Consider the following 26,483-nt stretch of genomic DNA (forward strand, 5'->3'; position numbering starts at 1 on the left):
TGAAAAACTAAATTTCAGGCTCATTTAAAATCTTCTATTTTTTTACACAAACTCCCCAATGTCAAAATCATTCAAATCATTTTTCCGCAAAGTGGAAGAACCGGCTTCCGTTTCAGATGAGAGTGTGCTATCCAAAAGCTCGGCAATTTTTAGGGAGGCACCCTCGATGGAATTTTCCAGCAGGCTGAATAATTCAGTCCCCTGTAATCTTTGAACTATATCTACCGCTGTTTCCTTTTGTGATTGTTCCAAATTCTCTTTTTGGAGCAATGCACCTACGGAGCTTAGTTCTTCAAAGGTAACCCCTTGGGCAAGACTGTTATCGCCACCAAATATTCCGTACCTGTTCCATTCTTCTTCCTCTTCCTCCAAATCAGGCATATTTCTGAAAACTTCGTCCAGCTCTTCCTTGCGGATTTGAATGCCGACGTTTTCATTTTCGTCGTATTCAATGTCTAAATTAGCAGGGTTTATCTCCGGTTCCTCAATTTGGCGTTCATTGGCAGTGTTTGGCACTGAAAGGCGTTCTAAGGGTTTAGGTTGTCCCATAATATCGGGCAGGTTCGGATTGACTGTCTTCTGCGAAGGTTCTTGCTTTGACCTTTTATGAATGACAATCTTATCCTGCAAAAGCAGGACAATGACTATCAGCAGGCATATCACAATTACTATTTCCATAACGTAGGGTTTTTAAAATAAGCCTTTGTATTTTTCGTTGAACTCCTTTGTAATCATATCTTCAAACACTTTAAAATGATGTTCAAGAATATTATTGAGATAGGCAAACAAGGGTATTTTATCATCGCCTATAATCTGTACAATGCGGGTTAAACGTTCGTGATGTTCAGGACTTAGGTATATACTTTTATTGCCTCTTTTCTGCATTTTATTCATTTGCATAAATGTGTTTTCATAGGTTGTTTTAGTCGTATTGCTAACTGTATCGGAGCTGTTGCCGGATACAATAGCATTCCTGTTCTTTTTATCTTTCTTCATTATAGAATGGGTTTAAAATGTTCGTTGAAATAATTGGTAATATCGTCCCCGTACTCCCTGAAATGATTTTCAAGAATGTTGTCAATGTAAGAGTAGAGCGTAGTTCTTTCTTCCCTTGTCAGTTGAACGATGCGGAGCAATCTTTCGTGGTATTCAGGGCGTATGTAAACGACCTTGCCGTTACGCCCCGATGGAAACCGATTGACCAAAAACGTTTCCTCATAGTCCACTTTTTTTGATGAACTGTTACGGGCTTTTTCCCTTGGCTTGGTTTCCTTTGGTACATCCTGCTTTTTGTTATTGCTCGGTGGCGATACAAGCTCATCGCCGCTTATGATGTTCATAAGGTATTCCTCATCAACATTGGGCTTTTCAAAATCGTTGTTTTTGTTATTTGAAGCCATACTTACTGTTTTTATAGATGAGTGATTTTTAAAAATTCCTCGACAAACAAATCCATTTTCGTTGCTTTCATCAACTGTGGTTCAGCAGGCAGCAAACTTGATCGGAACACATAACTGCCTGTGTCGTCTGTTTCCTTTCGGAAACGTTTGCTGTCCATTATTCTTGTTTCCATTATGGGCAGGTTGAGTTCTTTGATGACATTTTGATAAGCATCATACAAACCTGTTTTTTCCCTGCCGTCCACTTGGTTCCAAAACAGCCACATCTCTTGTTCGGGATTGCCCTCTTCCGTTTGAGGAAGCCCGAGAAAGGCTTTGGTAAAGCCCAATGTACTTTCCACTACCAAACGGTCGGCAGTAATGGGCGAAAAGATAAAATCCATTTTTTTTAAAGTGGTCAAAACGCCTTTAGTATTGGCTGTTCCCGGCAGGTCGAAGAAGATCACATCCGGCACAACCGCCGACTGGCTTCTGTATTCCGATGCTTTCTCCAGAGCCGTTTCAGCTTTACATTTAATAATCGGGTACGCTTTTTTGTTGATTGCTTGAAACTGCTTCATTGCCGCTTTTTTATGGTAGTCGTTCTGCATTATGGTCCTCTTATCCCTTTCACGCATATTGGTCAGGCTGTGTTGTGGAAAGTCGCAGTCCATCACCAGTACATTAAAACCTAAACGGTAATGAAGCACACTTGCCAGCAAGGTGGTCATCGTGGATTTTCCCACACCGCCCTTTTGGGTGGAGAAGCTGATTTTTAAAGTTTTCTTTGTTGTTTCCATTATTTAAAAATTTATTGTTACACACTTTATCTGTTTTGTAGGATTGAATATTGGTTTATCTGATTATTACCTCGTTCATATATTCCTGCATTCCCTTTTGGGTGCTTTCCTGCACAGGTATTTGCTTTCATTTTTGCCTTGTCAGGTACATTCTTTGGCAAGTGGAAAAACTTGCAACAGGTAAATTGCTTTACCGCTTTTATGCTTTTACACTTTTATTGTTTTATGCTTTTAAAACCTTATACTTTTATTCCAAACTACCTGTTTGCAAACCTGATTTTCTTCTTTGTTTAGATACATTTTTTACTACCTGCACTAAAATTATACGGCAAATAAAGCGATTGATTTAACCGCTGATTGAGCTGTGGAAGTGTTTGGCGTTCAAAGGCAGTGTTTGGCACTGCTATGCAGTACAATGCTTTCGTAAACAGGGCTTTACTTTGTACAATGATTTTTATTAACGGATTTATGCAAAAGTCTTTTGACAAATCGGAGGGTAACGGGAACGGCATCGAGCCGTTTTTCCCTGTTACATTTAATCCGTCCCGCAGGGCGGATTTTTGTGTTCAACGGAACACGGCAAGTTGTGTTTTGAGGCACTCGAAACCGAGTTAGTGCCTCAAAACAACTTGCCCTTTGCAGGGGGCAGAAAACACCTTCCGAAGTCAGGGTTTTGTATGGATTTAAAATGGATTTGTGATGAACGAGAACAGTAACAATAAACAGAATAAGGGTGGACGGAAAGCTAAGACCGACCCAAGCATCCACCGCCACGTTTTCCGTCTTACAGATGAAGAAAACGCCAAACTCTTATCGCTTTATGAAGCATCGGGAATGCCCAATAAAGCAAAGTTTATCATTTCCCTGCTGTTCAGTAAGGAAATGAAATCGGTTAAAATTGATAAAGGAACGGTTGATTTTTATATGCGATTGACTTCGTTTCACAGCCAGTTTCGTTCCGTAGGTGTAAACTATAACCAGATTGTAAAGCTGCTGTACAAGAATTTTTCCGAGAAAAAGGCAGCAGCATTCCTGTATAAACTGGAAAAACAGACGGCAGAAATGGCGATGCTTTGTCAAAAAATCATTCAGATAAGCGAGGAATTTGAAGCCAAACACCTGAAAAAATAGCGGTAGAAATGATAGCAAAAATCGGGAGAAGCGCAAATTTATACGGGGCGTTGGCATACAATCAGCTTAAAGTAGAGAATGAAAACGGGCAAATTTTGTTCGCCAACAAGATAATTGAAACCGCAAGCGGTCATTATTCCGTTGCACAATTAGCCCAGTCTTTTGCCCCTTACCTGATTGCCAACCGCAATACAGAGAAACATACCCTGCATATTTCACTCAATCCCGACCCGAATGACAAGGTAAGTGATGATAAATTTCGGGAAATGGCAGAAGAATATATGCGGGAAATGGGCTACGGCGAACAGCCTTTTGCCGTATTTAAACATACCGATATTGACCGTAGCCATATTCATATCGTATCGGTTTGCGTGGACGAAGAGGGCAAAAAGATTTCGGACAAATTCGAAAAAATGAGGTCTATGAATATTTGCCGTGAACTAGAAAGAAAACACGGATTGATACCCGCAACTGATAAAGAGCACAATCAGAATGACAAGGTTTTCCGTCCGGTAGATTACAAAGCAGGCGATGTGAAAAGTCAGATTGCTGCGGTTGTCCGTCACCTGCCGAATTATTATAAATTTCAGACTTTGGGCGAATACAATGCCTTGCTTTCCCTGTTTAATGTTACCACCGAAAAAGTGGAGGGCGAATTGCAGGGACAGCTACGGCAGGGTTTATTGTACATTCCTTTAAATGAAAAAGGCGAAAGAGCCGGGCATCCGTTCAAGGCTTCGTTGTTTGGTAAAAATGCAGGGCTTCCGGCTTTGGAACTGCATTTTGCAAAATGCAAAGAGGATTTAAAAGACCACCCGACAAAACCTACCATTAAAGCTGCTGTTACCATTGCCCTGCAATCAACAAATGATGAGCAGGGTTTTAAAAAGCAGTTAGGCGAACAGGGCATTAATGTAGTGGTGCGTAGAAATGATACAGGACGTATTTACGGAATAACTTTTATAGACCACAATTCTAAAACGGTTTGGAACGGTTCACGCTTAGACAAGGAACTTTCTGCCAATACCTTTAATGATTATTGGAACAATAATATCAAACTGGAGATTAAAGAACCTGCCGTACAACCACCAAAAACATCCACATCAAATGATGCAGATCTTCCTGCGGAAGAACCTCATCATTTGTTCGACTTCCTGAATACTACTGAAAAACACGAAGACGGTTTGATTGAGGCATTTGGCGGTTTGTTACCCGAAGCACAGGGCGATGATTACGAGGAACAGGATTTTGCTAACAAAATGAAGAAGAAAAAAAAAAGAAGACTGTAAGAGGTCAGATTTTGGAATTAAAAATCTGTTTTTAAAAAGATTTATTGAGCTGTCACTTTATAATTCTGAAAGAATTTGAGTTGTATTTAAGTAATTGCTTAAATAAACAAATTGACTATCTTTGTGCTATGGACAATAATTCTTGCATACGACAACAAGCAGACATTAAACAAATAAACCGCTGTAAAGACCGAGTTTCAGAACTCAACGGTTCTTTTGACTATTTATCGAACGGACTTGAATTAGCGGGAAACAATGTAAGACTGAAAATACTCTTTCTACTTTATGAAGAAAAACGACTTTGTGTTTGTGATATAAGTGATATTCTTGGTATGACAATTTCAGCGGTTTCACAACACTTGCGGAAACTCAAAGACAGAAAACTTATTGAAACCGAACGAGAAGCTCAAACTATTTTTCACTCACTGACTAAAGAGTATGAAAAAATGCTGAAACCATTTTTCAAAATACTTGACGAAAACAAAATATTAGAAACAATATGAAAACTGACAAAAAATTAATTGGTGCAGGACTTTTGACTACAATTGCAGCTTCTCTTTGTTGCATCACACCAGTATTGGCTCTTATTGCAGGAACAAGCGGTCTTGCTTCCACTTTTTCTTGGCTTGAACCTTTTCGACCCTATTTTATCGGGTTGACAATTTTGGTTCTTGGTTTTGCTTGGTATCAAAAGTTGAAACCCAAAAAGCAGATAGATTGCAATTGTGAGACAGAAGAAAAACCAAAATTCATTCAGTCAAAAATGTTTTTAGGAATTGTAACAGCATTTGCAATCGTAATGCTTGCCTTTCCATACTACTCAAGCATTTTCTACCCAAAGACAGAAAAGCAAATTATAGCGGTGGACAAATCCAATATTCAAAAAGTAGAATTTACGATTAGCGGAATGACTTGTGCAAGTTGTGGCGAACACGTAAATCACGAAGTAAATAAATTGACAGGAATAATAAGTTCAAACGCCTCATACGAAAAAGGAAACGCAATCGTGGAATTTGACAACTCAAAAACGAATATTTCTGAGGTCGAAAAAGCAATTAACTCAACAGGATATTCTGTAACCGACAAAAAATAAAACCAAATGGAAATCATATTGCAATCAACAATTACTTGCCCCAACTGCGGACACAAGAAAGAAGAAACAATGCCGACAGACGCTTGCCAATATTTCTACGAATGTGAAAAATGCAAACAAGTTCTTAAACCAAAACAAGGAGACTGTTGTGTTTATTGTAGTTACGGAAGTGTTCCTTGTCCACCAATTCAGCAGGACAAAAAATGTTGCTGACGGACAGAAAACAGAAGAGCAACTAAAAGTATTTTTTATTTGGATGCTTCATAAATGTTACGATACAAAAGGATCATAGAAGCTACAACTCTTATCACTTCGCCAAACACTGCCACGCACCGCCATTGACTGCCACATTCTTATAGCCGCTGTGTAGAGCCTTTAAATTCACGCCCGAACATTAAAACTAAAAAAGAATGCAGGGAGAAGACGATTTAAGAGGTTTAGCCAAAATAATGGCTTTTATGCGGGCAGTGAGTATTCTTTTGGTGCTGATGCACCTTTATTGGTTTTGCTATGGTTTCTTTTTAGAACGTGGCTGGACGTTGGAAATAATCAACAAGATATTAGGCAATTTCGACCGGACGGCGGGCTTGTTTTCACATACCCTTTATACCAAGGCGTTCGCTTTGGTTTTGCTTGCTTTGAGTTGTTTGGGAACGAAAGGCGTAAAAAATGAGAAGATAACCTGGTCTAAAATATACGTGGCTTTGGGCGTTGGTTTTGTGCTGTTCTTTCTGAACACACCATTATTAAAACTTACTCCGGTAATAGGAACATTTCTGTATATCCTTACTATCTCGTTAGGTTATATTGCTTTGTTGATGGCAGGTGTATGGATGAGCCGATTACTCCGTACTAATCTGATGGACGATGTTTTCAATAATGAAAACGAGAGCTTTCAGCAGGAAACTAAGCTGATGGAAAACGAATATTCCATTAACCTGCCTACCAAATTTTACTACAAAGGCAAATGGAACAACGGTTGGATAAATATTGTAAATCCTTTCAGGGCATCAATCGTGTTGGGTACTCCGGGTTCGGGGAAATCGTATGCCATCGTAAACAATTACATCAAGCAGCAAATTGAGAAAGGCTTTAGTATGTACATCTATGATTTTAAGTTTGATGACCTTTCCACCATTGCCTACAATCATTTATTGAAGCATCGGGATAAGTACAAAGTTCAGCCAAAATTCTACGTCATCAACTTTGATGATCCACGCAAGAGCCATAGGTGCAATCCACTCAATCCCGATTTTATGACGGACATATCCGATGCTTACGAAGCGGCTTATACCATAATGCTGAACCTCAATCGAAGCTGGATACAGAAACAAGGGGATTTTTTCGTGGAAAGCCCAATCATTCTTTTGGCTGCTATTATTTGGTATCTGAAAATTTACGAGAATGGCAAGTATTGTACATTCCCACACGCCATTGAATTGCTTAATAAAAAGTATTCGGAAGTATTTACTATTTTAACCTCATATCCCGATTTGGAAAATTATTTGTCGCCTTTTATGGATGCGTGGCAATCCGGAGCACAAGACCAATTACAGGGGCAAATCGCATCGGCTAAAATTCCATTGTCAAGAATGATTAGCCCGCAGTTGTATTGGGTAATGACAGGCGATGATTTTTCGCTTGACATCAACAATCCGAAAGAGCCAAAGATATTATGTGTAGGTAACAATCCCGACCGTCAAAATATCTACTCCGCAGCATTGGGTTTGTACAATTCAAGGATTGTGAAGCTCATCAACAAAAAGGGGCAATTAAAGAGTTCTGTTATTATAGATGAGTTGCCAACCATTTATTTTAGAGGACTGGATAATCTTATCGCAACTGCGAGAAGTAATAAGGTAGCGGTTTGTTTGGGTTTTCAGGATTTTTCGCAATTAACAAGAGATTACGGCGACAAGGAAAGTAAGGTTATCCAAAATACGGTAGGTAATATTTTCAGCGGGCAGGTTGTAGGAGAAACGGCAAAAAGTCTTTCGGAACGCTTCGGAAAAGTATTGCAGAAACGCCAAAGTATGACGATTAACAGGAATGATAAATCTACCTCTATTTCCACACAGTTAGACAGCCTTATTCCGGCATCGAAAATTTCAACACTTACACAGGGTATGTTTGTGGGTTCAGTTTCGGACAACTTTGATGAACGTATCGACCAAAAGATTTTCCACGCTGAAATTGTAGTGGACAATGAAAAAGTTGCCGCAGAAACTAAAGTATATCAGAAGATACCGGAAATCCTATCCTTTGTTGATGAACACGGAGAAGACAAAATGAAACAGAAAATTGAAAGCAATTACCGTCAGATAAAATCGCACATTCTGCATATCGTTGAAAATGAAATGGAGCGTATCAAGAACGACCCGAACTTACAGCATTTGGTGCAGGAGGGATAGTTTATTAATCAAACAAGACCATTCGGGATACGTTGTTTGATGAATAAGCCATCATCATAGAATATAGTTTTGTGAATACTAAATTAAAGCCTTTCGGGGCTAAATTTGTATACTTTTTTTACTTTTGTATTTTATACTCAGCGATTATTCGATTTTACCTTAAACCTTTAAAATTTATTTTTTATATTTTTACGGTAACGCTCAATATCTGATTAACTTAACAACAACCATTGGATGATAAGTGTATTTACAGAACGTGCATTATTACGGAAAGTGAAATTAGGGGACTCTTTTAGCCCCCAAAAGACTACTATTGTTATCATTGAAAAGGGAAGCATCAGCATCAAATCCAATGAGTTGATACATCACTACAAAAAAGGAAATTTGGGTATGATAATACCCAATAATGTATATAAGGTAAATGCCTTTACAGATGATGTGAAAGCATATTTTATTTTAATAGACAGGGATGAGCTAAACAATCAAACTTCTTTTGCTTTCAATAAATATGAAATGCAGCAAGCACTTCGCAGCAGTAACAATAATATTGAGAAAGTTTCAGATAATGCTTTTGCTCATATACTCAACTTATGTGAACAGCTTTTTTATTATAATCAGGAAGAAAAAGAAATCACGTTTAGCCAGCAGATAAAGCTGTCTTTATTCACATCGCTGGTGTATATTTTGGTGGGAGACTTTTTACAGGGAAAAGGAAAGGACATAAACATTCTTAAAAATTCAAGAAAAGAAAGCATCACGATGAAGTTCCTGCAATTGGTAAGCATAAATTTCATGAAAGAAAAAGAGCTTAAATTCTATGCCGACAAATTGTTGATTTCTTCCAAATACCTTTCCAATACCGTCAGGGAAATAACCAATCAGCCACCGTCCAAATTTATTACCGAAGCATTGCTGAACAATGCAAAAATCCTGCTGCTCAATTCCGACAACTCTATTAAAGAAATATCCAACGAGCTTGATTTTTCTGACCAATACGCATTTGGCAAATTCTTTAAGAAGCACACAGGACTTAGCCCCTCTAATTTCAAGAAAACGAATAAATTAGTCGATGCCATTTAGCATCGAACACACCCTTTCCTTTAATAGTAGTATTTAATCTGTGCAGATACTGTTTGAACCTCTTTTTAGGCATTATAAACCTTTACTGAAAGTCCTGCAAACCCGAACTTTGCATCAGTATTAAAATTTACATCTTAAAAAGACAGTCTATGGCAATATTTTTTAAAACAATCCGAAACACCATAAAGCACTGGTATGTACCTGCTATCATCGGGGCATTATTTATTGTATTGGGCGGTTATCTGTTTACAGTCCCTGAATCTGCTTATCTTTCATTGGTTATGCTTTTCAGTATATCGTTTTTGGCAAGCGGCATTATGGAAATTTTCTTTTCCGTACAAAACAAGGACGAGTTAGACGGTTGGGGCTGGTATTTGGCAAGCGGAATATTCACACTGCTGATAGGTGTCATATTGATAACCAAACCAGTCGTTGCAGCTACCACATTGCCATTTTTTATTGGGTTCAGCTTATTGTTCCGGTCATTTCAGGGGCTTGGTTTCGCTTTTGAGCTGAAAAACTATGGCGTGTTGCGTTGGGGAAATCTGGCAATTGTAAGCGTACTCGGTATCATCCTTTCATTTTTATTGATTGTCAATCCAATCTTTGCCGGAATCTCTTTAGTGGTAATGACAGCTTTGTCTTTCATATTTGCAGGTATTGTAAGTATTGTATTAGCGTTTCAACTGAAAAAACTGAAAACATTTCCTGAAAGAATCAACAAAGAACTAAAGGAGAAAATTGAACATCTAAAAGAAGAATACTATAAAAATATCCAATCCGAGGATAAATAGAAAATAGTTGCACATTTATCCTTAAATGGTATGCAAGGGCAGTCTTTTGTGGGTTGCCTTTTTTATTGGTATGTTTCGGAAAGCATTAGCAACATACCGTTTGAACCTCTTTTTGTGAATTACTAACCTTTTATGAAGACCCTTTCATTCAGAACTTTGCCAAGTAATATTTAAGTAATTAATGACAAGTTCAAAATGAAAAAAATCACTATGCTATTGTTAGGGCTTTTTGTTTTTTCGCAAACAATCTATGCCCAGCAAGGTCAAGAAAGAACGATAACCATTAAAGAGTTATTTGAGCTGACCAAAGAAAATCATCCGAATCTGAAAGTTTCCAAAACAGATATTGCCATAGCAAAGCAAGATGTAGAAGTTGCTAAAAACGCACAACTCCCTACTTTGAATGCGGCTTTGCAAGGATATTATCTTGGGGATGCCCACATTATTGATAAGGATTTTTCCAATTCCACAAGAGTAGATATGCCACATTTCGGCAATACTTTTTCGATAGATGCCAGTCAGTTGATATGGAAAGGCGGAATGGTAAAAAATGGTATCAAAGCCCAATCTTTGAAAGAAGAATTAACAGAGCTGAATTATCAGTCGAACGAACAAAGCATCAAACTTTTGGTGTTGGGCTACTATCTGGATTTGTATCAACTACTGAACCAAAAATCAGTATATCAGCAGAATATCCAATTGGCGGAACAACGCTTGCAAAACATCAATAAGTTTTATAATCAGGGAATGGTTACGAGAAATGATGTTATCCGCGGCGAACTGCAATTGTCTAATCTTAAACTTGCTTTACAGGTCGTAGAAAATAACCGTCAAATTCTCAATAAACAGCTTACCACCGCTTTGGGATTGTCCGAAAATACACAGATTGTGCCCGACGAAACCATACTTAGCAATGTTCCTAAAGCTTTATTGATGGAAGATTACAGAGCATTCGCACAAAATCATCCAACCATATTGATGACAAAAAAGGCAGTTGATATTTATGAAACCTCCGAAAAGATAACCCGTGCAGAAATGATGCCTTCGTTATCTGCATTTGCAGGAAATCAGCTGGCACGTCCGATTACTACATCAACGCCTGCTCTGGATATGTACACTAACGGATGGAGTGCCGGACTTTCACTGAATTTTAATATTGACGCACTGTACAAAACCCCTAAAAAAATCAAACAGGTGCGTTTTGAAAAAGACAAAGCCATTGCACAGGCAAACGAAGCTGAACAGATGATTGACGTTGCTGTAAATGCCGCTTACATTAAATACAATGAAGCCGTTACTCAGAACAATACACTTGAAACAAACAAAGAACTATCCGATGAAAATTATCGCATTATGAACAGTAAATACAACAACCAGTTGGCTATTTTATTGGATTTGATTGATGCAAGTAATCAGAAATTAGACGCAGAGTTACAGTTTGCTAATTCGGAAATAAGCATCGTTTATGCGTACTACAAATTATTAAAAGAAAGCGGAAATTTATAATAAATTGATAAACTTAAAGATAAAACAATGTCAGAAAATATAGAAAACAACAATCAGGAAAACACACCGCAACCGACTGGACAATCTGCGGAAAAGCAAAAGGTAAACAAGCAGAAAACCAAACAAAAAAAGACCAAAATCATCAATATTTTGATAGTCATTTTGGTTTTGGGCGGACTTTATTTTGTGGTAAAATCCTATTTCAATGTCGGGAACGACAAATACACCAATGCCGCACAGGTAGAATCGTTCATCAACCCGATAAATACAAGGGTTTCGGCTTATATCACTGAAATCCGTTTTGTGGAACATCAATATGTGAAAAAAGGTGATACATTATTGATATTGGACGACCGTGAAATACAAACTCAATTAGGACAGGCAGAAGCTACTTATATGTCGGCTTTGGCTTCTAAAAACGCAACATCCAGTTCGGTAAAAACAGCGACCAACAATGTAAATACCGTTGGAGCAAATGTGCAGGCAGCAAAAGCGAATATAGAAGCTACGAAAGCAAGACTGTGGAATGCGGAACAGAATTTTAATCGTTACAAAAACCTCTTGGCAGACGAAGCAGTAACCCGTCAGCAATTTGACCAGATAAAGACTGATTTCGAGGCACAAAAAGCCCAGTTGGAAGCCCAGATTTCGCAATATCAATCCGTGATTAATTCTAAAACTACGAGCGAATTATCAGTAAACGAAGTACAATCGCGATTGGGAATGAACGATGCTGACATCAAACGAACGCAGAGTGCTTTGGATATGGCAAAACTGAACCTTTCTTATACCGTTATCACAGCTCCCCACGATGGCATTATGGGAAGAAGAACAGTCAATGTAGGGCAGTTGTTAAACCCAAGCCAACAGGTTGGAACTATCGTGGACATCAATAACATTTGGGTAACGGCTAATTACCGTGAAAAACAAATGGGCAACGTACAGATAGGCGGTTTGGCAAAAATACAGGTAGATGCACTGGGCGGTAAAGAATTTGAGGGAAAAATAACCGCTGTATCAGGTGCAACAGGTGCGAGATATGCCGCTGTTCCGGTGGATAACTCAACAGGAAATTTTGTGAAAGTGCAACAGCGTATTCCGGTACGTATTGAATTTACAGATAAGAATAAACCCGAAGACTTGAAATTGCTTCGTGCAGGAATGAATGTAGAAGTGAACTTAAAATAACAGGAAGATGTACAATAAAGGTCCATTTGCAAGCTGGGTTCCCAAACCTTTGATGCTGTTGCTGATTTTGACGATCTTATTCTCGATGATGACCGTTTCCGGAGTATATACAAGTGTCATTACGGATATTACGGGAGCAATGGCTACCTATACGGAATATATCTCGCTTGCCAATAACGCAGGTACAATTGGTATGGGCTGCGCCATAATGATACTGATGCGTGTCAAGATGCGTTTCCGTACCAAAGAAATCATTTCAGTGTCAGCTATTATCCTTGCTATATTATCATATATGTGCGGTACTACAGATAGTCCTGTTGTTCTGATAAGTTGCAGTTTTCTCATAGGTTTTTTCAAGATGTTTCCGCTGATAGAAATGGTATTACCCATTATGTTCATCATTGCTCCGACAGGAGACCGTGGAAAATTCTATGCTGTATTCTACCCCTTGTCCATTGGATTTGGGCAGCTTTCGGCTTATTATTTTTCTACAATGGTGTTCAATGGTAGCTGGCAGACACCTTATATGTTTATGTCCGCTACGATGCTTGTAATTGCGGCAGTATCGCTTATTTTTCAACATAACCAACGATTTGGTTTCAAAATGCCACTGTATCAGATAGACTGGCTGTCACTTGTTTTGATAGCAACCTCCTTTATGTCGCTTAATTACTTTTTTGTGTTTATGAAACAACAGGGGTGGTTTATTTCGCCTTACATTTCGGGTTCATTGATTATCGGAGTGGTTCTTTTTGTAGCATTGATATACAGGCAGAAATCGCTCAAACGAAAGATGATTGATTTCGGAGCATTTAAAAAGAAAAATGTTATCCACGCTACCATATTATTGTTCTTTCTCGGGCTATATCTGGCAAGCACATCGGTATATACACAATATACAGTTGGTGTATTAGGGTATAATAACCTGATTAACGCACATATCAATCTTTGGATGATACCCGGTATCGTCATTGCGGGAATATTGGCATTTTTCGGTTTTAAAAATAAATGGTACATCAAGTATTATATCGCTTTTGGATTTGTGTGTTTTGCTCTGCATACATTAAGTCTTTACCTGATTATACAACCGCAGATGGACATCCGCTACCTCGAATATGCGACGGTACTGAAAGGATTGGGAATGGGCATCCTGTTCATTGGGTTATGGTTTTACGCTACCCTCAACCTGCAAATGAATGAAATGATGGGAATAATGGTTATATTAATTGTGGTAAGGTCTTTTCTGGCTACCTCATTAGGCAGTGCAATTATCGGATGGGCAACTTATCAGTCACAGTGGCAAAGTCTGACCGACATTTCGATGTATCTCGATGCCGGGGAAATTCCGAACGGAATGGCAATATACCAAAACATCAGCCTCAATGCGTTAATGGCTTCCGGGAAAATCGTATTGGGAACATTAACCTGGCTGATTGTCCCTATACTGATATTTATTGCTACACATTCTTACGGAAGTTTCCACTACAAACGGGTGGTGCTGTTCCGCAAAGCGATACGGGGAAATTCAATCAAAGGTTATCGTTTATCTTAATACAAATTATTATGAAATGAAGCATAAGAAAATATTCATTTCCATACCCAAAACAATGAATATTTTCTTATGCGAAATTCCATCTGACCATTAAAAACAATAAAAATAAACAGATGAAAAAAATACTTTTTCTGACAGATTTTTCAGAAGTAGCAAAGAACGCATTTTTATATGCCCTATCGCTTGCAGATAATTTTAACTCGGAATTGCACATTCTGCATATTACACCTATTATTGAACCGAAGACGGACGAGGAACGCTATCGGGTACACCCTTTGGCACAGATTTTCAACGATTCGCTGGAAAATGATGAGTGGAACGAATTTAAGACAGAAGCAAAAAAATTGGAGCAGTTGGCTCATAACAACAATAAGCTTCACGTTCCCGTAGAGTTCCATTTTGAAAATGGCTATTTCCAAGATGTAATTGAGAGCCATATCGTAGAAAAATCAATTGACCTGATTGTAATGGGTACGTCGGGGAATAACACTATAGACAAAAAACTGTTCGGCTCGCACGCAGTAAGGCTGATTGACAGTGGTTTTGATATACCGATATTGGCAGTGCCTGCAAAAGCCGTTTTTACCTCTACGGGGGCGTTTGCCGTTGCGGTAATGCTCGTTGAAAATGAATGTGTCATTATCAGGCGGATTGCCACAAAACTCTCCCCGTCAGAGACACCTTTAAAATGTGTACACATAGTCGATACAGAAGAAAAAGCTATGGCTGCACAACAAAAGAAAGCACATTGGCTTACAAATTTTGAGGGTCTTGATGTTCAGGTGGATATTGTTATTGATACGGATATAGAAGACGGCTTGACAAAGTATGTAGAAGATAACTATATCAATATCCTAAGCATCATACATAGACAATTACCCTTTATGAAAAGATTGTTCAATATAAACCATAGTAAAAGGCTGCTACGTCTTTCTGAAACGGCAATGCTGATATATAATGTAGAAGATAAATAAAACATTTGTTATGGAAATAAAACCAAAAATTCTTTTGCCTGTTGATTTTTATTCAACATCAGACAATACTTTCTTATATGCAATAGCATTTGCAGAACAGTTCAATGCAGATGTTCATATACTAACCGTGTTGGAAGATACGGCTGAACCGGAACAAAACAATCAATTCAGAAAAGGGCTGAAAGAACGTGAAATAGAACTGTTCTATCAACAGATAAAAAGCTATAAGAATACTTCGGAAGTAAACCTTTCTTTCGGACTGACAAAGGAAAGTTTCACGGACGCAATCATTAACTATTTACAGAACAACGCGATAGATTTCCTGATAATCGGATATGACACCAACGGAATAAAATCCAATTCACAAATTAGGCAGGAAATATCAGAGAAGAATTATAAAGTCAATGTGCCGATTATCATCGTTCCGGAAAAAGCTACTTTCAGTATAGAAAACAATATCGCTTTCGATGTACGACTACATAGTGAAGAATGTGAATTATTGAAAAAGCTCGCCGTTGATTTCAACAAAAAAGGCAGGTTAGTGCATTGTATACATATAGCAGACTCCCAAAAATCGTTTAACGAGGCGGTAGCTAAAAAAGATGCTTGGCTGAATAAGATTAATCAGACCAACCTAAGTTTGGATATACTCTTATCCAAAAATATAATGAACGGGCTAAAGAAGATAATTGAGAAATATAATATTCAGGTGCTCACTATGATAAACAGTTCTGCTAATGAAATCCAGACCTTGCTAAGAACACAGGTGGAAGCCCTTACTGTGCTAAGTCCCAAAGCAGTTTATGTTTATATTTCTACTAATCAAAGAATTGATTTTTAAATGGTATTATGCTGGATAAATTTTATAATGAAACACTACATAAACTGGAAACGGCTATCAACGAATTGGAGATTGAAGCAGATAATTGCTCGATACAACGAGTTGAAGCCATAATTCAACTTATTATCCAAACCCTGTCCAAATTAAAGGAGTATGTTTTAAAACGAGGGTTTAAAAATACTGATGAGGAAATCCATTTTTTCAAACATCAGAAACCTGTCATTGTTTCAAAGCTGATTTATTACAATGCTATCTATAAAATAGAAAGCAAAAAGCCTTATGGTGCAAAGCGGATAAAGAAATTTCTTAACAAAGAATTGAAAAAACTCAAAAAATTCTTTGACAACAATATTGACTTTTACAAGTATTACCGTAGTGGCAATTCTTTTCTTGATGAAAATTTCTTTATTCGTGGAAAACACGATATAAGGATGTGGTTGGATACGTTTTATTTTGAGGCAGACCACCGTTTTTGCACTTCTCACGATTATAAGGTCGCCAAAATAATTGCCAATGACCTGATACAAGTTTATCTTGAAGACCAGCTAAATAGCAATCATAAAAAGGTATCTGATAGTTCTTCACTCCATTGGACAGGAAGTAAAACGGCATTGACCGAGTTGATTTATGCACTCTACGCACAAGGCGTATTCAACAACGGAAATACCGATATAAAATTGATTGCCAAAACATTTGAAACTGCCTTTAATATTGATTTGGGCGATTTCTATCATACATTTATGGAATTGAAAGCCCGAAAAATAAACCGTACCAAATTCCTCGACAGCCTGTGTGAAGCTCTGATAAAGAAAATGGACGAACAAGACGAGAGGTAATATTTTATAATACCCCTCGTGGCAGATGAACGCCTTTTGTCCGAATAATACTTTCTGAAATCTTTGGTGTTTCTTGCTTTTTTTCGGTTTGCTCCGCAGGTTCTTGTTTTTGTTCCGGTTCGATAGATAGTTGTATCTTACGCTCAACAGTCGCTAATTCCGTTTTGAGTTCACTCAATCGGTTTTCCTTTGACCACGTACCATTAACGACCTCCTGAAGTATCGGAATATCTTTTTGGAACTCGGCAATATTGTCCTGTTCTTTTTTAATAAACGACGGCAGTTTTTCCAATGCCCTTAAAAAATTTAAAGAGGCGGTTTCGGGGTCTTTTGCAATTACCCCGAAATTGTGGTTGTATTTAATGTTACCCTCTCCCTGTATGAAAAATCGGTTTACCCGAATATCTACGCCGTCTTTTTCCGACATTTCCGTTTTGACGATAAGCTGAAAGCCGTACAAGCTGCCAATTTCCTGATAATCCCCGCCTGTTCGGGCTTTTTCTGCAATTTCATTGAGCTTTGTACCGATTTGTTTTGCATTAGCGTTGGACGATAAGCCGTCTAACTGAACAGGGTTTAAAACTATGCCGTCCTGCCGTTTTTGTATGCGTTGTTGTAAATTATCCCAATCCGTTGTCATTCGGTTCAGGCGTGATTGAGCTGCGTTAAATTCTTCCTTATAGTTTTCCAATTTGGATTTAGCACTATACTTGGAACGGTTAAACGCTTGCTTTTCGCTTTCCAATCCGGCAATCTGTTTTTCAACCCTCGCTTTATCCAGCAGGTCAGTATTTCCCGACAGGATTGCCACATATTCCGAAAAGTTCATTCCTGATTTCTCGTCCATACTGCCCTCGTCAATGGTGCGTTTGCCGAGATTATTGGATTTTAATTGGTCGATAAAAAGCTGTTTGTTAAACAACAGGTTGAATTTATAGCTATCCAGCGATTTTTCAACGGCGTAAATAATGACATCTACTTTATTGTTGTTGAAGTGCTTGGCAATTTCATTGCCCTTGCGGACTGCCCGACCGTCACGCTGGGCAAGGTCGGACGGTCGCCACGGCGTATCTAAATGATGAACGGCAACAGCCCTTTTCTGTGCATTTACGCCTGTTCCGAGCATACTCGTTGAGCCGAACAGCACACGGATTGTACCGTCGTTCATTCCCTTGATAAGTGCCTTACGTTGCCTGTCTGTTTTGGCTTCCTGAATAAAACGGATTTCATTCGCAGGTATATTGTGGTCTTCCACGAGCTTGCGTTTGATTTCGGAGTACACATTCCATTCATTCGGTTTGTAAGTACCTAAATCCGAGAAAACGAATTGCGTTCCTTTTTGTGCGTTGAATTTGTTGTAATATTTCGCAATATTGTTGGCACAGTGAGAGGCTTTGTTATCAGGGTGGTCTTCGTAGATACCGCTTACCATTCGCATATCCAAAGACATCTTACGGGCATAGTCCGTAGCGATAAGCATCTTTGCTTTTTCCTCTGATTTGGATAGCGGTGCTCTGCCGAGTAATTGCCCTTTGCCTGTTTTGGCAAACTCCATTAGGTTTTGAATAAACTCCTCTTGGTCTGGAGTAGGCGGTATATTGTAAAATATCTCGTTCTTTTCGGGGCGGTCAATCCCAATCATTTCCGCAGTACGATAATCTGTAATTTCGGAATAGAATTGAGCCAGTTCCGGCACTTTGATAAAGTAACGGAACCGCTCCTTTGCCACGATGTTATTCGCCACCGAAAACTCATAATCGGTTGTTTTCTTGGCATAGATTGCCGCCCACGCATCAAAAGAATTGATGCCCTGTTTTGCCAATGCCCGTGGTCGTAGGTATTTAAAAAGTAGGTATAATTCAGTAAGCGAATTACTAATGGTCGTACCCGAAAGGAAAGTTGCACCCATATCTGCTTGAGTTCGTTCCTGAATGGTACGGATAGCAAAAAGCAGGTTCATCGCTTTTTGGCTTCCTTGTTGATTGCCCAATCCCGCAACCCTTGAATGTCTTGTATTGAACATCAGGTTTTTAAATTGATGACTTTCATCAATAAATAAATGATCGATACCCATCATTTTGAAATCCACAATATCATCTTTGCGGTTTTCAATATCGTGTTGTAGGGTTTTGAGCTTTACTTCAAGATTTTCCTTTTGCTTTTCCGCACCTTTGAGCATCCATTGGGTTATTTCATCGCCCTGACTTCGCATCACGTCAAGGTTTTCCTCCACTGTATCCAATTCGTTTTGCAGGATTTCCTTTTGTATTTCTGGCGATTGGGGAATCATTCCGAATTGGTCGTGCGTGAGTATCACACAATCCCATTCGTTGTTTTTTATATCGCCAAAAATCCGCAGGCGTTTTTCAGGTGTAAAATCATCAATGCCCGGATAGAGGATTTTGGCGTGAGGATAAGCGGTGCGGTAGGCTTCAGCTATTTCAGGAATATTGGCTTTCAATCCGATAATCATCGGTTTATGAGCCATTCCCAAACGCTTCATTTCCTGTGCTGCCGTACACATAATCAACGTCTTTCCTGCACCTACTTCGTGGTCGCAGATAGCACCGTTATTCAGTTTTATCATCCATACCGCATCCTTTTGGCTCGAATACAGATCTTCAATACCTAATCCTTTGCGATCCAATCCCGGAAACTCCTGATGTGAGCCGTCATAGTCCGGTCGCACAAAACAGTTAAAGGTGTCGTTGTATTGGTCGGTCAGCCTTGTTTTGAACTCATCGTTTTGGGCGTGAAGCCAATCGGTAAAGGAGGTACGGATTTCGTCAATCTTGGTATTCGCCATTTGTATGGCTTCCATATCCCGCACCTTGACATCTTTGCCATCAACCGTTATTGTTTTTGAAATATCGGGTGTGGTATTGACAAGGGCGTGTTTGAACAGGGCAATCCCGTCATACGTCCGGCTTTGGGCTTTGACCGCATATTTATCCCAAATATGTACGTTCTTCTGTTTGCAGGTTACGGAAAAGTCATCGGCACTATCGGCATAATGGATATGCACTTCTGCCTCGAACAAGTACGAAGCAAATCGGGCGTAAATGCCTGTGGGTATCCAACGTTCGCCGAGATTAAAATCGAGTTCCTCAAATTCGATACGTCTTGGTCTTGCTTCCTCTAATACGGTAAGGCTTTCTTTGGCTTGGGCATCATCGGGATTGTTTTCGAGGTAGGCTCTTACTTCATTGGCTTTCTCCACTACGTTACCTGCAATCCAGCGTTCGGATATTTCATATTCCTTTTGCAATGGATTGTAGTAGATGCGACCGTGTAAGGCTTCTTTTAAAGCATCGTCCGTCATACCGCTGATTTCGGACATATAGTCCAAATCCACGCTTCCGTATTTGTTCAGCGAAGCCGCTAAGGCTTCTTCGGGATTGTCCGTTGCTATGGTTGCGGTTGAAAAACTTACAGGGCGGTTGAATATATCTGCCTTATGTACCACACCACCAATGACACGCTCCAAATAGGGCATTTCTTTACCTGCACTGTCCGTTTTGATAAGTTCGATATTTTTAGCATCGTTGAGATTTCCGTATCTTTTTACAAAGGCATCGTAAAGGCTGTTAAGAGTTTCCCTTTCTTCTTTATGTTCGGTGTGCAGTTCCGCTTCTTTGTTGTAAAGCTGTTGGTAAACATCACGTACAGCTATGTACGCTTCGGCTCTTGCTTTCTGCAAGGACGGTAGTTGCAAAGGGTGGAAAACAGCCGTACCGTCTGCGGTATCTATATCTTGCAGATGACCGACCCAACCGTTATCCACGACAAGGCAGTCGTTTCGGTGGAACGATTGCAGTTCGCCACTGTACGGAGCAGGTTCGGGAATAGTATTGGAAACGGTTACGGGAATGGCTGGGGTGTCCGCTTGGCCATTCCCATTGGTTTGTGAAAACAAATCGCCAATGGCTACCTGTTTTTTACCGTTTATTTGTGTTGTGCCGATGGGATTTGAGGGTGGCTGTATATACGACTGTTGCATTCCTCCGCTGAACAAATTGGTTTGACGATCTGTTCTACCTTGTCTTTTTTTAGCGGTTTGCCTTTTGGCTTGCGTGGTACTTTTGGCTGGGGCAACCACCATTACAGGCTTATCCTCATTTTCAAACAGGTCAAATATGCTCAACTGTTTTAGTTCCTGCGGGCTTTCCCGATGAATTACCGGAGTTGGTGCAGGTTGTGGCTTTTGCTGAATGATAACAGGCTCATCGTTGCGTTCGCCTTTGTACAAATCCAAATTCAGGTGCTTTCCAAAATCTTCGGAAAGCATTTGTTTGAGGTCTTTGGCAATTCCGGCAACGCCGTCTTTGTGTGTATAAATTAAGGCAGGCTGTCCGTAAGGGTCGGTATCTATTTTAAGGTCAGTATGGATAACCCTCGTACCATTGCGAAAAAAAGCATTGCTTGGCGTATTGTATTTGGTCTGTTTGCTTTGGCAAAACAGTTCTTCCGTTTCGGTCAGACCTTGTTTTGCCGTATTCTTTTGCAGGATTATCAAATCACTTCCAACTTCCGTACCTGCATATTCCGTAAAGAGGTCATTGGGCAGTCGGACAACCGAAACCAAATTATTGTTTTCCATCAACGCCCTGCGTATCGGCTCATTCTTCGGGCTGTTCAAAACACCTTGAGAGGTAATGAACACCTGTAAACCGCCCTCACGGAGCATAAAATTTCCTTTCAGAAAGAAGTAGTTGTGAACACTTCTCGCAGCTTGAACTTTTGCATCGTTCTTACTTCGAGAAAATGAAAGGTCGAATACAGAGGTGTCGCCAAAGGGAATATTACTTGCGACTATATCATAGCTATTTTGTTCCTTGTCGGGGATTTCCTCAAAACCACTTATACGAATAGTACTTTCGGGATAAAGGTGTTTTAAAATTTTGCCTGTCAGCAAATCCTTTTCGTAAGCGGTAATTTTGGGTAGTTGGTTTTCGGAAAAGGATTGAATAAACGAGCCGATACCTGCGGAGGGTTCGAGGAATTTTTGAATGTTCACACCACTTTCACGCAAGGTTTCGGAAATCGCATCAATGACCTGTGGTGGAGTGTAAAAAGCCGTCAATACCGAGCTTTTCATACTGTCCACATATCTACGGTATTGCTTATCGTCTTCGGAATTTTCTTTGAGTAATTGGTGGAGTTCCTGTGTAATGGGGAATAAATCGTGGTCGGTTTTCCGCCAATGGTTGATGTCTGTTTCGTCCGCTATGGGGTTCAGCACGAATTTAAGACCACCAAATCCGCTATAACGCATCAATGACAGTCTTTCGCCTACGGTGGCTTGTCGTTTCTCCTTTTCCAATGTAAAAGCAATCCGCAGGGCATCAATGTTCTGTTGGAGATATTGCTTTTTACTGAAGCCCATTTTCTTCTATCCATATTGCGATGGCTCCGGTTGTTTCGGTGTAGAGCAGGTCAAACTCATAACCGTATGCGAAATCATCTGTTAGTTCATATCGGGCAAAAACAGGTTCACAGACAGGGAGCATTTTAAGGGCGAACGGTCGCAGTTCCTCGTCTGCCATTACGGTATCAAATTCATTGCAGACCACTTGAAAAACCGTATCAAACTTGGAGAAGTGCAAACCCTCGAAAAGAATGTGATTGGCAATCTCGTTGCATTGCTCAATCGGGTTTCCTGCCCTAAAAGCACCCTCATAGGCATTGGAAGCCCACGAAGAACGTTGGTGGATAAATTTTTGGTCGTGTGCCTTTTCGGGGAAGCTACTGTTTAGTAATTCCTGCAATCGTAATCTGAAATACGATAGGTCTTTTTGTTGTGTATCCATATTATAAATTTTGTTTAGATTTTTGATGAAAACCTAAAATTATAGAAGCAGATAAGAGCCTTTGCAGATGTGGCAGGGTTTGGCGTTGAGAGGTAGGATTTGGCGTAAGTATATTAAGAGAGAGGGATTTATTTTGTATTTTTGTAATACAAGTATACTCTAACAATTAAATCATAACACGCAGGATATGTATTAGGGTAGGTAGTTGTAAACTTAAAAAACTGAACAAATACAAAATGGGCTGATAAAAACATAAACTGTGAAATGAATGAAACTTTAGATAATGACTCAACGAAAAAGCAATTAGGATTTGAATACCAAAAGTTAGTTGCATTAGAGTATTGCTTAAATGCTAAAAATGGTGAACATGTCTATATTGAATGCTTCGGAGATGTTCAATATGGAACTGAATCTATTGAAGTTAAGCATCATGAAGGAGAATCAAACCTTACCAGTAACTCTGTAGATGTTTGGAAGACCTTGAAAAACCTTGTTGTAGAATATGAAAAACTGAAGTCGAATGACAAGTTTATTCTCCATACTACGCAAAATGTGCCAAGTGACAGTATTTTTCACGACTGGAGTCAACTCACCAAAACTGTCAAATATAAAAAACTAAAGGATCATGCTATTTCAGCCACTTCTAAACCCTTTAAAGATGTAATTTTTGATGCCAAAACTATATCTAAGACTGATTTTTTAAGGATTTTAGATAAGTTTTTTATTAATAGTGGCGAACCTAAAGTTGATGAAATATTGGCTCAACTAAAAGAACATACAACATTCAAATTAATAGATGATAAATTAAGAAGTTCTGCAATAGGTGTGCTTCAGCAATGGATTATTGAGAAAGCTATTGATGATTCAAACAAATGGGAAATTAATATAACTGACTTCAATTCAGATATGCGATTCAGTCTATCAAAGTTCACTAAAGATCATATTCCCTTTCCATCTATTAAAGAACCAGGTCAACATGATTCAGATTTGACTAAGGGCTATAAATTTATTGAAAAATTGAATGCTATATCAATAAAGAAAAACGATTTACATCAGGCATTTCAAGATTACGTTAGATCGGAAGAGGCTTACGAAGAAATTCTAAAAATAAATCCTACTCTAAAAGACAATATAATAGTTTATGAAGCAGAGATCAATTCTGCTATTCAAACAGAAAAAAGTGCTGCCTCTTATCATTTATCAGACGAGTCATTTAAAGATAACTCTCATATTAAAAAGTCGCAAGAAGTTTATTTTAAGTGTATTACAAATACTCATAGTGAAATTTCGGGTTTTAATGGAACTCAAAGATTTTTTCGAAATGGTAGAATTCAAAATATTAATGAAACCAGTGATTTTGAATGGTTATATAAAGAAACTGATTTATGAATATAGCTCAAACAGAAAAAATCCTTTTTAGTCCATTATTTACATCAAAATTATTACTGATGGCTTTAGTCGGTGCAAATAATAATAAACTAAAAGTAGAACTTATCTATTATATTCTCCCACTGATATACAACGATACAATTAAAAGTAAACTTGTAAAAAGTAATGCAAAGAGTACATTTAATACGTTTTTAAATTCTGAAGTTAAGATGGAACTAATCGTCATCGAAACTCTACTAACTAATTATAAGAAGAAGACTAAAGAAGCTTTGATTACATTATCAAATATCTACAATATCGAAATTTCAGATTACTTAATATTGGTACAAGGGCAGAATGAAAGTTATACAGGAGAGAAAGACCCTATCCTAAGAGAATATTATAAAGCAGCGTTTAATTTAGGTTCAATTCTTTCTAAAGAAGACCATAAGACAATTTTTTTTAATTTATAAAATTATGCAAGCAGCAATTTCACATATATTTCTTTTTAAGAATAACAAGGAAACACGTACACTGAAATTCGATGAAGGTCTAAATATTATTTCTGGAGATTCTAAAACAGGTAAAAGTGCAATCATTGAAATTATTGACTACTGTTTATTTGCAAGCCGGTCTACTATACCAAAAGGGATTATAACAGACTGGACAGATCTTTATTGCATGATTTTTAGAGTTAGAGACAAACATATGATTATTGGAAGATTAAAAAACAGTAATCAAATGTATTTCAGTATTGAAATTAATTCAGAGGTTCTTACCAATTTTTCAATAGAATATTTCAGCGACAAAAAGCTAGTCGATTTAGATGATGCTAAAAAAGAATTTGAGAAACATATAGGAATCTCTGTTTTAGATACAAGAACTGATGAAGAGGAAGATAAAAGAAAGTCTGGAGGAAAGGTAACAATGCGGAGCTTTATACCATTTCTATTTCAGCATCAAAATCTAATTGCTAATAAGCATAGCCTTTTTTATAGATTTGATGATTTCTATAAGAGAAAAAAAACTATTGATGATTATCCTATATTAATGGGATGGGGAAATGCTGATTTTTTTGATTTACAGAGAAGTCTAGAAAGTAAACAGAAAGAATTGAATCAAAAGAAAAAGTTAGATGAGAAGTTAAAAATAAGTAACGATCAATTAAGAGAGGATCTTTATGGCATCGTATCACTATACTATACTTCTATAGGTAAAGACCTATCAGAGGAGATTACATTGTCTGATCTTAAAAACCTTATAAAAGATTTACCCAATGCCAATGCCAATTCAATTGGTGATCAAAACCTTAATGAGGAATTGAGGAAGATAGACAATTCTATATTCCAAAAAAAGAAAGAATTAGATGTAGTGCTAGATTTGTTATCTACTATTAAATCTAATAATGATATTTCTATAAATTTTTCCAAAAACATAAATCGATTAAAATCATTAGCATCTATTGAGGCAAATGTTAGTGAAGTTCATTGCCCCCTTTGTGATCAAGAAGTGGGAGAAATAAAGGATAAAATTTCGATTATCAAAGAATCTAATGAAATTTTGGAGGATGAGTTTGAAAAAATAGGTACTTATGTAAATGATACTTCAAGTCAAAATGCTTCGCTTCGAAAAGAAAGAGATATTCTGAAGAAAGAGTTGAAAGATCTAAAGATTAAAGCTGATAGCTTAAATACACAAGTATTAAAAGAGTTTAATACTAAAAATGAGTATGAAAGAAACTTATTATTGAAAGGCAGAACTGAAGCTAATGCTCAAAACCTTATCGAAAGGAATAAACTTTTATCTAATAGTAAAAGTGGCTATACAGAGTTGGAATCAGAAATTGAAGAACTCAAAAATAAACTTGCTGGCTTCAACCTGAAAGAAGAATTACAAAAAGCCCAAGTAATATTAAGTGAAAAGATGAGTGGTATTTGTGACTTACTCGATTTTGAGGAAGAGTTTAAACCAGGCAAAATACTTTTCGATTTGGAGAAGTTTAGCTTAAAATACAATTTGAAGGATAAAGAAAATATTCTTCTTTCAGAAATGGGAAGCGGCTCAAATTGGTTAGCTATTCATTTATCTGCATTCTTAGGCTTTTTATATCTACACAGTACTACATCGACTTCTAAAATACCATCAATATTAGTTTTAGATCAACCAAGTCAAGTATATTTTCCTAAAATCTACAAACAATTGGATGAAGATGTTGAGAATGAACAAAAGAAAGTAGATGATAATATTATTCAAGTGAAAAATATATTCAAAGTGATTTCTGATGAAATTGCTAATATTGATAAAGAATGTGGTTACAAGCCACAAGTGATTGTATTGGAACATGCTGATGAGGATGAGTTCTCACAATTCATAAAATATCGATGGAGCAAAGATGGTAGTAAGTTGATTTAATACTTTTATGATTTAACAC

General features: G+C 38.1%; 25 protein-coding genes. 17 read left to right on the forward strand and 8 right to left on the reverse strand.

From position 1 onward, the window contains the following. Positions 1–42 precede the first annotated feature (42 nt). Genes B8977_RS02375 through B8977_RS02390 form a run of 4 tightly spaced genes read right to left on the reverse strand, consistent with a single transcriptional unit; the run spans position 43 to position 2,179 of the window. Entirely contained in the window at positions 43–678 is a 636-nt protein-coding gene (locus tag B8977_RS02375) for a hypothetical protein (RefSeq protein WP_038699378.1), read from the reverse strand. Positions 679–690: 12 nt separating this feature from the next. Beyond that, positions 691–996: a DUF3408 domain-containing protein gene (locus B8977_RS02380; RefSeq protein WP_038699380.1), complete on the reverse strand. Its 306-nt coding sequence runs from the start codon at positions 994–996 to the stop codon at positions 691–693. After that, complete coding sequence (locus tag B8977_RS02385; RefSeq protein ID WP_070562192.1) at positions 996–1,400, reverse strand: DUF3408 domain-containing protein; 405 nt, start codon at positions 1,398–1,400, stop codon at positions 996–998. Before B8977_RS02385 ends, B8977_RS02380 begins: the two co-directional genes overlap by 1 nt. Positions 1,401–1,411: 11 nt before the next feature. Beyond that, positions 1,412–2,179: a ParA family protein gene (locus B8977_RS02390; protein WP_070562189.1), complete on the reverse strand. Its 768-nt coding sequence runs from the start codon at positions 2,177–2,179 to the stop codon at positions 1,412–1,414. A gap of 699 nt (positions 2,180–2,878) precedes the next feature. Here B8977_RS02390 and mobA point away from each other — a divergent pair. The 10 genes from mobA (at position 2,879) to B8977_RS02440 (ending at position 12,671) form a co-directional block, all read left to right on the forward strand. Continuing rightward, positions 2,879–3,310 (forward strand): conjugal transfer protein MobA, encoded by a 432-nt coding sequence (mobA, locus tag B8977_RS02395; RefSeq protein ID WP_059333813.1) that lies wholly within the window; start codon positions 2,879–2,881, stop codon positions 3,308–3,310. Positions 3,311–3,318: 8 nt separating this feature from the next. Continuing rightward, positions 3,319–4,599: a conjugal transfer protein MobB gene (gene mobB / locus B8977_RS02400; RefSeq protein WP_059333812.1), complete on the forward strand. Its 1,281-nt coding sequence runs from the start codon at positions 3,319–3,321 to the stop codon at positions 4,597–4,599. Between the two features lie 128 nt (positions 4,600–4,727). Then, the gene (locus B8977_RS02405) at positions 4,728–5,102 is read left to right on the forward strand and encodes an ArsR/SmtB family transcription factor (protein ID WP_002978466.1); all 375 of its coding nucleotides are present in this window, start codon (positions 4,728–4,730) and stop codon (positions 5,100–5,102) included. Continuing rightward, positions 5,099–5,692, forward strand: coding sequence for a mercuric transport protein MerTP (gene merTP, locus B8977_RS02410; protein ID WP_002978464.1), 594 nt, complete (start codon positions 5,099–5,101; stop codon positions 5,690–5,692). The genes B8977_RS02405 and merTP overlap by 4 nt, the downstream gene beginning before the upstream one ends. Before the next feature lie 6 nt (positions 5,693–5,698). Beyond that, a complete protein-coding gene (locus B8977_RS02415; protein WP_002996045.1) occupies positions 5,699–5,905 on the forward strand; it encodes a GDCCVxC domain-containing (seleno)protein in 207 nt (68 codons plus the stop codon). A 197-nt stretch (positions 5,906–6,102) separates the two neighbouring features. After that, positions 6,103–8,103 carry a conjugal transfer protein MobC gene (gene mobC, locus B8977_RS02420; protein WP_059333811.1) on the forward strand — a complete coding sequence of 667 codons (2,001 nt, stop codon included), beginning with the start codon at positions 6,103–6,105 and terminating at the stop codon, positions 8,101–8,103. 234 nt (positions 8,104–8,337) lie between these two features. Further along, complete coding sequence (locus B8977_RS02425) at positions 8,338–9,183, forward strand: helix-turn-helix domain-containing protein (protein WP_059333810.1); 846 nt, start codon at positions 8,338–8,340, stop codon at positions 9,181–9,183. A gap of 149 nt (positions 9,184–9,332) precedes the next feature. Continuing rightward, entirely contained in the window at positions 9,333–9,977 is a 645-nt protein-coding gene (locus tag B8977_RS02430) for an HdeD family acid-resistance protein (RefSeq protein ID WP_002978206.1), read from the forward strand. A 195-nt stretch (positions 9,978–10,172) separates the two neighbouring features. Further along, entirely contained in the window at positions 10,173–11,483 is a 1,311-nt protein-coding gene (locus tag B8977_RS02435) for a TolC family protein (protein WP_002978205.1), read from the forward strand. A 27-nt stretch (positions 11,484–11,510) separates the two neighbouring features. Continuing rightward, entirely contained in the window at positions 11,511–12,671 is a 1,161-nt protein-coding gene (locus tag B8977_RS02440; protein ID WP_002978203.1) for an HlyD family secretion protein, read from the forward strand. On the opposite strand, the gene B8977_RS15235 is transcribed toward B8977_RS02440, so the two are convergent. Continuing rightward, positions 12,663–12,791 carry a hypothetical protein gene (locus tag B8977_RS15235; protein WP_262494070.1) on the reverse strand — a complete coding sequence of 43 codons (129 nt, stop codon included), beginning with the start codon at positions 12,789–12,791 and terminating at the stop codon, positions 12,663–12,665. The two genes, B8977_RS02440 and B8977_RS15235, sit on opposite strands and share 9 nt — an antisense overlap. Positions 12,792–12,818: 27 nt before the next feature. Then, positions 12,819–13,061 carry a hypothetical protein gene (locus B8977_RS15185; RefSeq protein WP_245828395.1) on the reverse strand — a complete coding sequence of 81 codons (243 nt, stop codon included), beginning with the start codon at positions 13,059–13,061 and terminating at the stop codon, positions 12,819–12,821. Here B8977_RS15185 and B8977_RS02445 point away from each other — a divergent pair. The 4 genes from B8977_RS02445 to B8977_RS02460 all read left to right on the forward strand — a co-directional run bounded on the left by B8977_RS02445 (position 13,048) and on the right by B8977_RS02460 (position 16,874). Beyond that, positions 13,048–14,223: an MFS transporter gene (locus B8977_RS02445; protein WP_245828397.1), complete on the forward strand. Its 1,176-nt coding sequence runs from the start codon at positions 13,048–13,050 to the stop codon at positions 14,221–14,223. The two genes, B8977_RS15185 and B8977_RS02445, sit on opposite strands and share 14 nt — an antisense overlap. A 113-nt stretch (positions 14,224–14,336) precedes the next feature. Beyond that, the gene (locus B8977_RS02450; RefSeq protein WP_059333808.1) at positions 14,337–15,197 is read left to right on the forward strand and encodes a universal stress protein; all 861 of its coding nucleotides are present in this window, start codon (positions 14,337–14,339) and stop codon (positions 15,195–15,197) included. A gap of 10 nt (positions 15,198–15,207) precedes the next feature. After that, complete coding sequence (locus B8977_RS02455; RefSeq protein WP_002978197.1) at positions 15,208–16,038, forward strand: universal stress protein; 831 nt, start codon at positions 15,208–15,210, stop codon at positions 16,036–16,038. Between the two features lie 11 nt (positions 16,039–16,049). Further along, a complete protein-coding gene (locus tag B8977_RS02460) occupies positions 16,050–16,874 on the forward strand; it encodes an RteC domain-containing protein (RefSeq protein ID WP_059333837.1) in 825 nt (274 codons plus the stop codon). Between the two features lie 4 nt (positions 16,875–16,878). Here B8977_RS02460 and B8977_RS02465 read toward each other — a convergent pair whose 3' ends face one another. Then, the gene (locus B8977_RS02465; protein ID WP_084015815.1) at positions 16,879–22,260 is read right to left on the reverse strand and encodes an N-6 DNA methylase; all 5,382 of its coding nucleotides are present in this window, start codon (positions 22,258–22,260) and stop codon (positions 16,879–16,881) included. Beyond that, complete coding sequence (locus B8977_RS02470; protein WP_059333806.1) at positions 22,247–22,684, reverse strand: DUF1896 domain-containing protein; 438 nt, start codon at positions 22,682–22,684, stop codon at positions 22,247–22,249. Before B8977_RS02470 ends, B8977_RS02465 begins: the two co-directional genes overlap by 14 nt. Positions 22,685–22,948: 264 nt before the next feature. On the opposite strand from B8977_RS02470, the gene B8977_RS02475 reads away from it, so the two are divergent. Genes B8977_RS02475 through B8977_RS02485 form a run of 3 tightly spaced genes read left to right on the forward strand, consistent with a single transcriptional unit; the run spans position 22,949 to position 26,464 of the window. After that, positions 22,949–24,073 (forward strand): hypothetical protein, encoded by a 1,125-nt coding sequence (locus B8977_RS02475; protein WP_059333805.1) that lies wholly within the window; start codon positions 22,949–22,951, stop codon positions 24,071–24,073. Next, the gene (locus B8977_RS02480; protein WP_059333804.1) at positions 24,070–24,525 is read left to right on the forward strand and encodes a three component ABC system middle component; all 456 of its coding nucleotides are present in this window, start codon (positions 24,070–24,072) and stop codon (positions 24,523–24,525) included. The genes B8977_RS02475 and B8977_RS02480 overlap by 4 nt, the downstream gene beginning before the upstream one ends. A 4-nt stretch (positions 24,526–24,529) precedes the next feature. Beyond that, entirely contained in the window at positions 24,530–26,464 is a 1,935-nt protein-coding gene (locus tag B8977_RS02485; RefSeq protein ID WP_059333803.1) for a DUF3732 domain-containing protein, read from the forward strand. The last annotated feature ends 19 nt before the right edge of the window (positions 26,465–26,483 follow it).

This window comes from Moheibacter sediminis, from assembly GCF_900176425.1.
GTDB classification, from domain to species: Bacteria; Bacteroidota; Bacteroidia; order Flavobacteriales; family Weeksellaceae; genus Moheibacter; species Moheibacter sediminis.

Coding starts and splice junctions, on each gene's coding strand:
- B8977_RS02375 (WP_038699378.1), bottom strand. CDS start 678: ATGGAAATAGTAATTGTGATATGCCTGCTGATAGTCATTGTCCTGCTT.
- B8977_RS02380 (WP_038699380.1), bottom strand. CDS start 996: ATGAAGAAAGATAAAAAGAACAGGAATGCTATTGTATCCGGCAACAGC.
- B8977_RS02385 (WP_070562192.1), bottom strand. CDS start 1,400: ATGGCTTCAAATAACAAAAACAACGATTTTGAAAAGCCCAATGTTGAT.
- B8977_RS02390 (WP_070562189.1), bottom strand. CDS start 2,179: ATGGAAACAACAAAGAAAACTTTAAAAATCAGCTTCTCCACCCAAAAG.
- mobA (WP_059333813.1), top strand. CDS start 2,879: ATGAACGAGAACAGTAACAATAAACAGAATAAGGGTGGACGGAAAGCT.
- mobB (WP_059333812.1), top strand. CDS start 3,319: ATGATAGCAAAAATCGGGAGAAGCGCAAATTTATACGGGGCGTTGGCA.
- B8977_RS02405 (WP_002978466.1), top strand. CDS start 4,728: ATGGACAATAATTCTTGCATACGACAACAAGCAGACATTAAACAAATA.
- merTP (WP_002978464.1), top strand. CDS start 5,099: ATGAAAACTGACAAAAAATTAATTGGTGCAGGACTTTTGACTACAATT.
- B8977_RS02415 (WP_002996045.1), top strand. CDS start 5,699: ATGGAAATCATATTGCAATCAACAATTACTTGCCCCAACTGCGGACAC.
- mobC (WP_059333811.1), top strand. CDS start 6,103: ATGCAGGGAGAAGACGATTTAAGAGGTTTAGCCAAAATAATGGCTTTT.
- B8977_RS02425 (WP_059333810.1), top strand. CDS start 8,338: ATGATAAGTGTATTTACAGAACGTGCATTATTACGGAAAGTGAAATTA.
- B8977_RS02430 (WP_002978206.1), top strand. CDS start 9,333: ATGGCAATATTTTTTAAAACAATCCGAAACACCATAAAGCACTGGTAT.
- B8977_RS02435 (WP_002978205.1), top strand. CDS start 10,173: ATGAAAAAAATCACTATGCTATTGTTAGGGCTTTTTGTTTTTTCGCAA.
- B8977_RS02440 (WP_002978203.1), top strand. CDS start 11,511: ATGTCAGAAAATATAGAAAACAACAATCAGGAAAACACACCGCAACCG.
- B8977_RS15235 (WP_262494070.1), bottom strand. CDS start 12,791: ATGACACTTGTATATACTCCGGAAACGGTCATCATCGAGAATAAGATC.
- B8977_RS02445 (WP_245828397.1), top strand. CDS start 13,048: ATGGTATTACCCATTATGTTCATCATTGCTCCGACAGGAGACCGTGGA.
- B8977_RS15185 (WP_245828395.1), bottom strand. CDS start 13,061: ATGGGTAATACCATTTCTATCAGCGGAAACATCTTGAAAAAACCTATG.
- B8977_RS02450 (WP_059333808.1), top strand. CDS start 14,337: ATGAAAAAAATACTTTTTCTGACAGATTTTTCAGAAGTAGCAAAGAAC.
- B8977_RS02455 (WP_002978197.1), top strand. CDS start 15,208: ATGGAAATAAAACCAAAAATTCTTTTGCCTGTTGATTTTTATTCAACA.
- B8977_RS02465 (WP_084015815.1), bottom strand. CDS start 22,260: ATGGGCTTCAGTAAAAAGCAATATCTCCAACAGAACATTGATGCCCTG.
- B8977_RS02470 (WP_059333806.1), bottom strand. CDS start 22,684: ATGGATACACAACAAAAAGACCTATCGTATTTCAGATTACGATTGCAG.
- B8977_RS02475 (WP_059333805.1), top strand. CDS start 22,949: ATGAATGAAACTTTAGATAATGACTCAACGAAAAAGCAATTAGGATTT.
- B8977_RS02480 (WP_059333804.1), top strand. CDS start 24,070: ATGAATATAGCTCAAACAGAAAAAATCCTTTTTAGTCCATTATTTACA.
- B8977_RS02485 (WP_059333803.1), top strand. CDS start 24,530: ATGCAAGCAGCAATTTCACATATATTTCTTTTTAAGAATAACAAGGAA.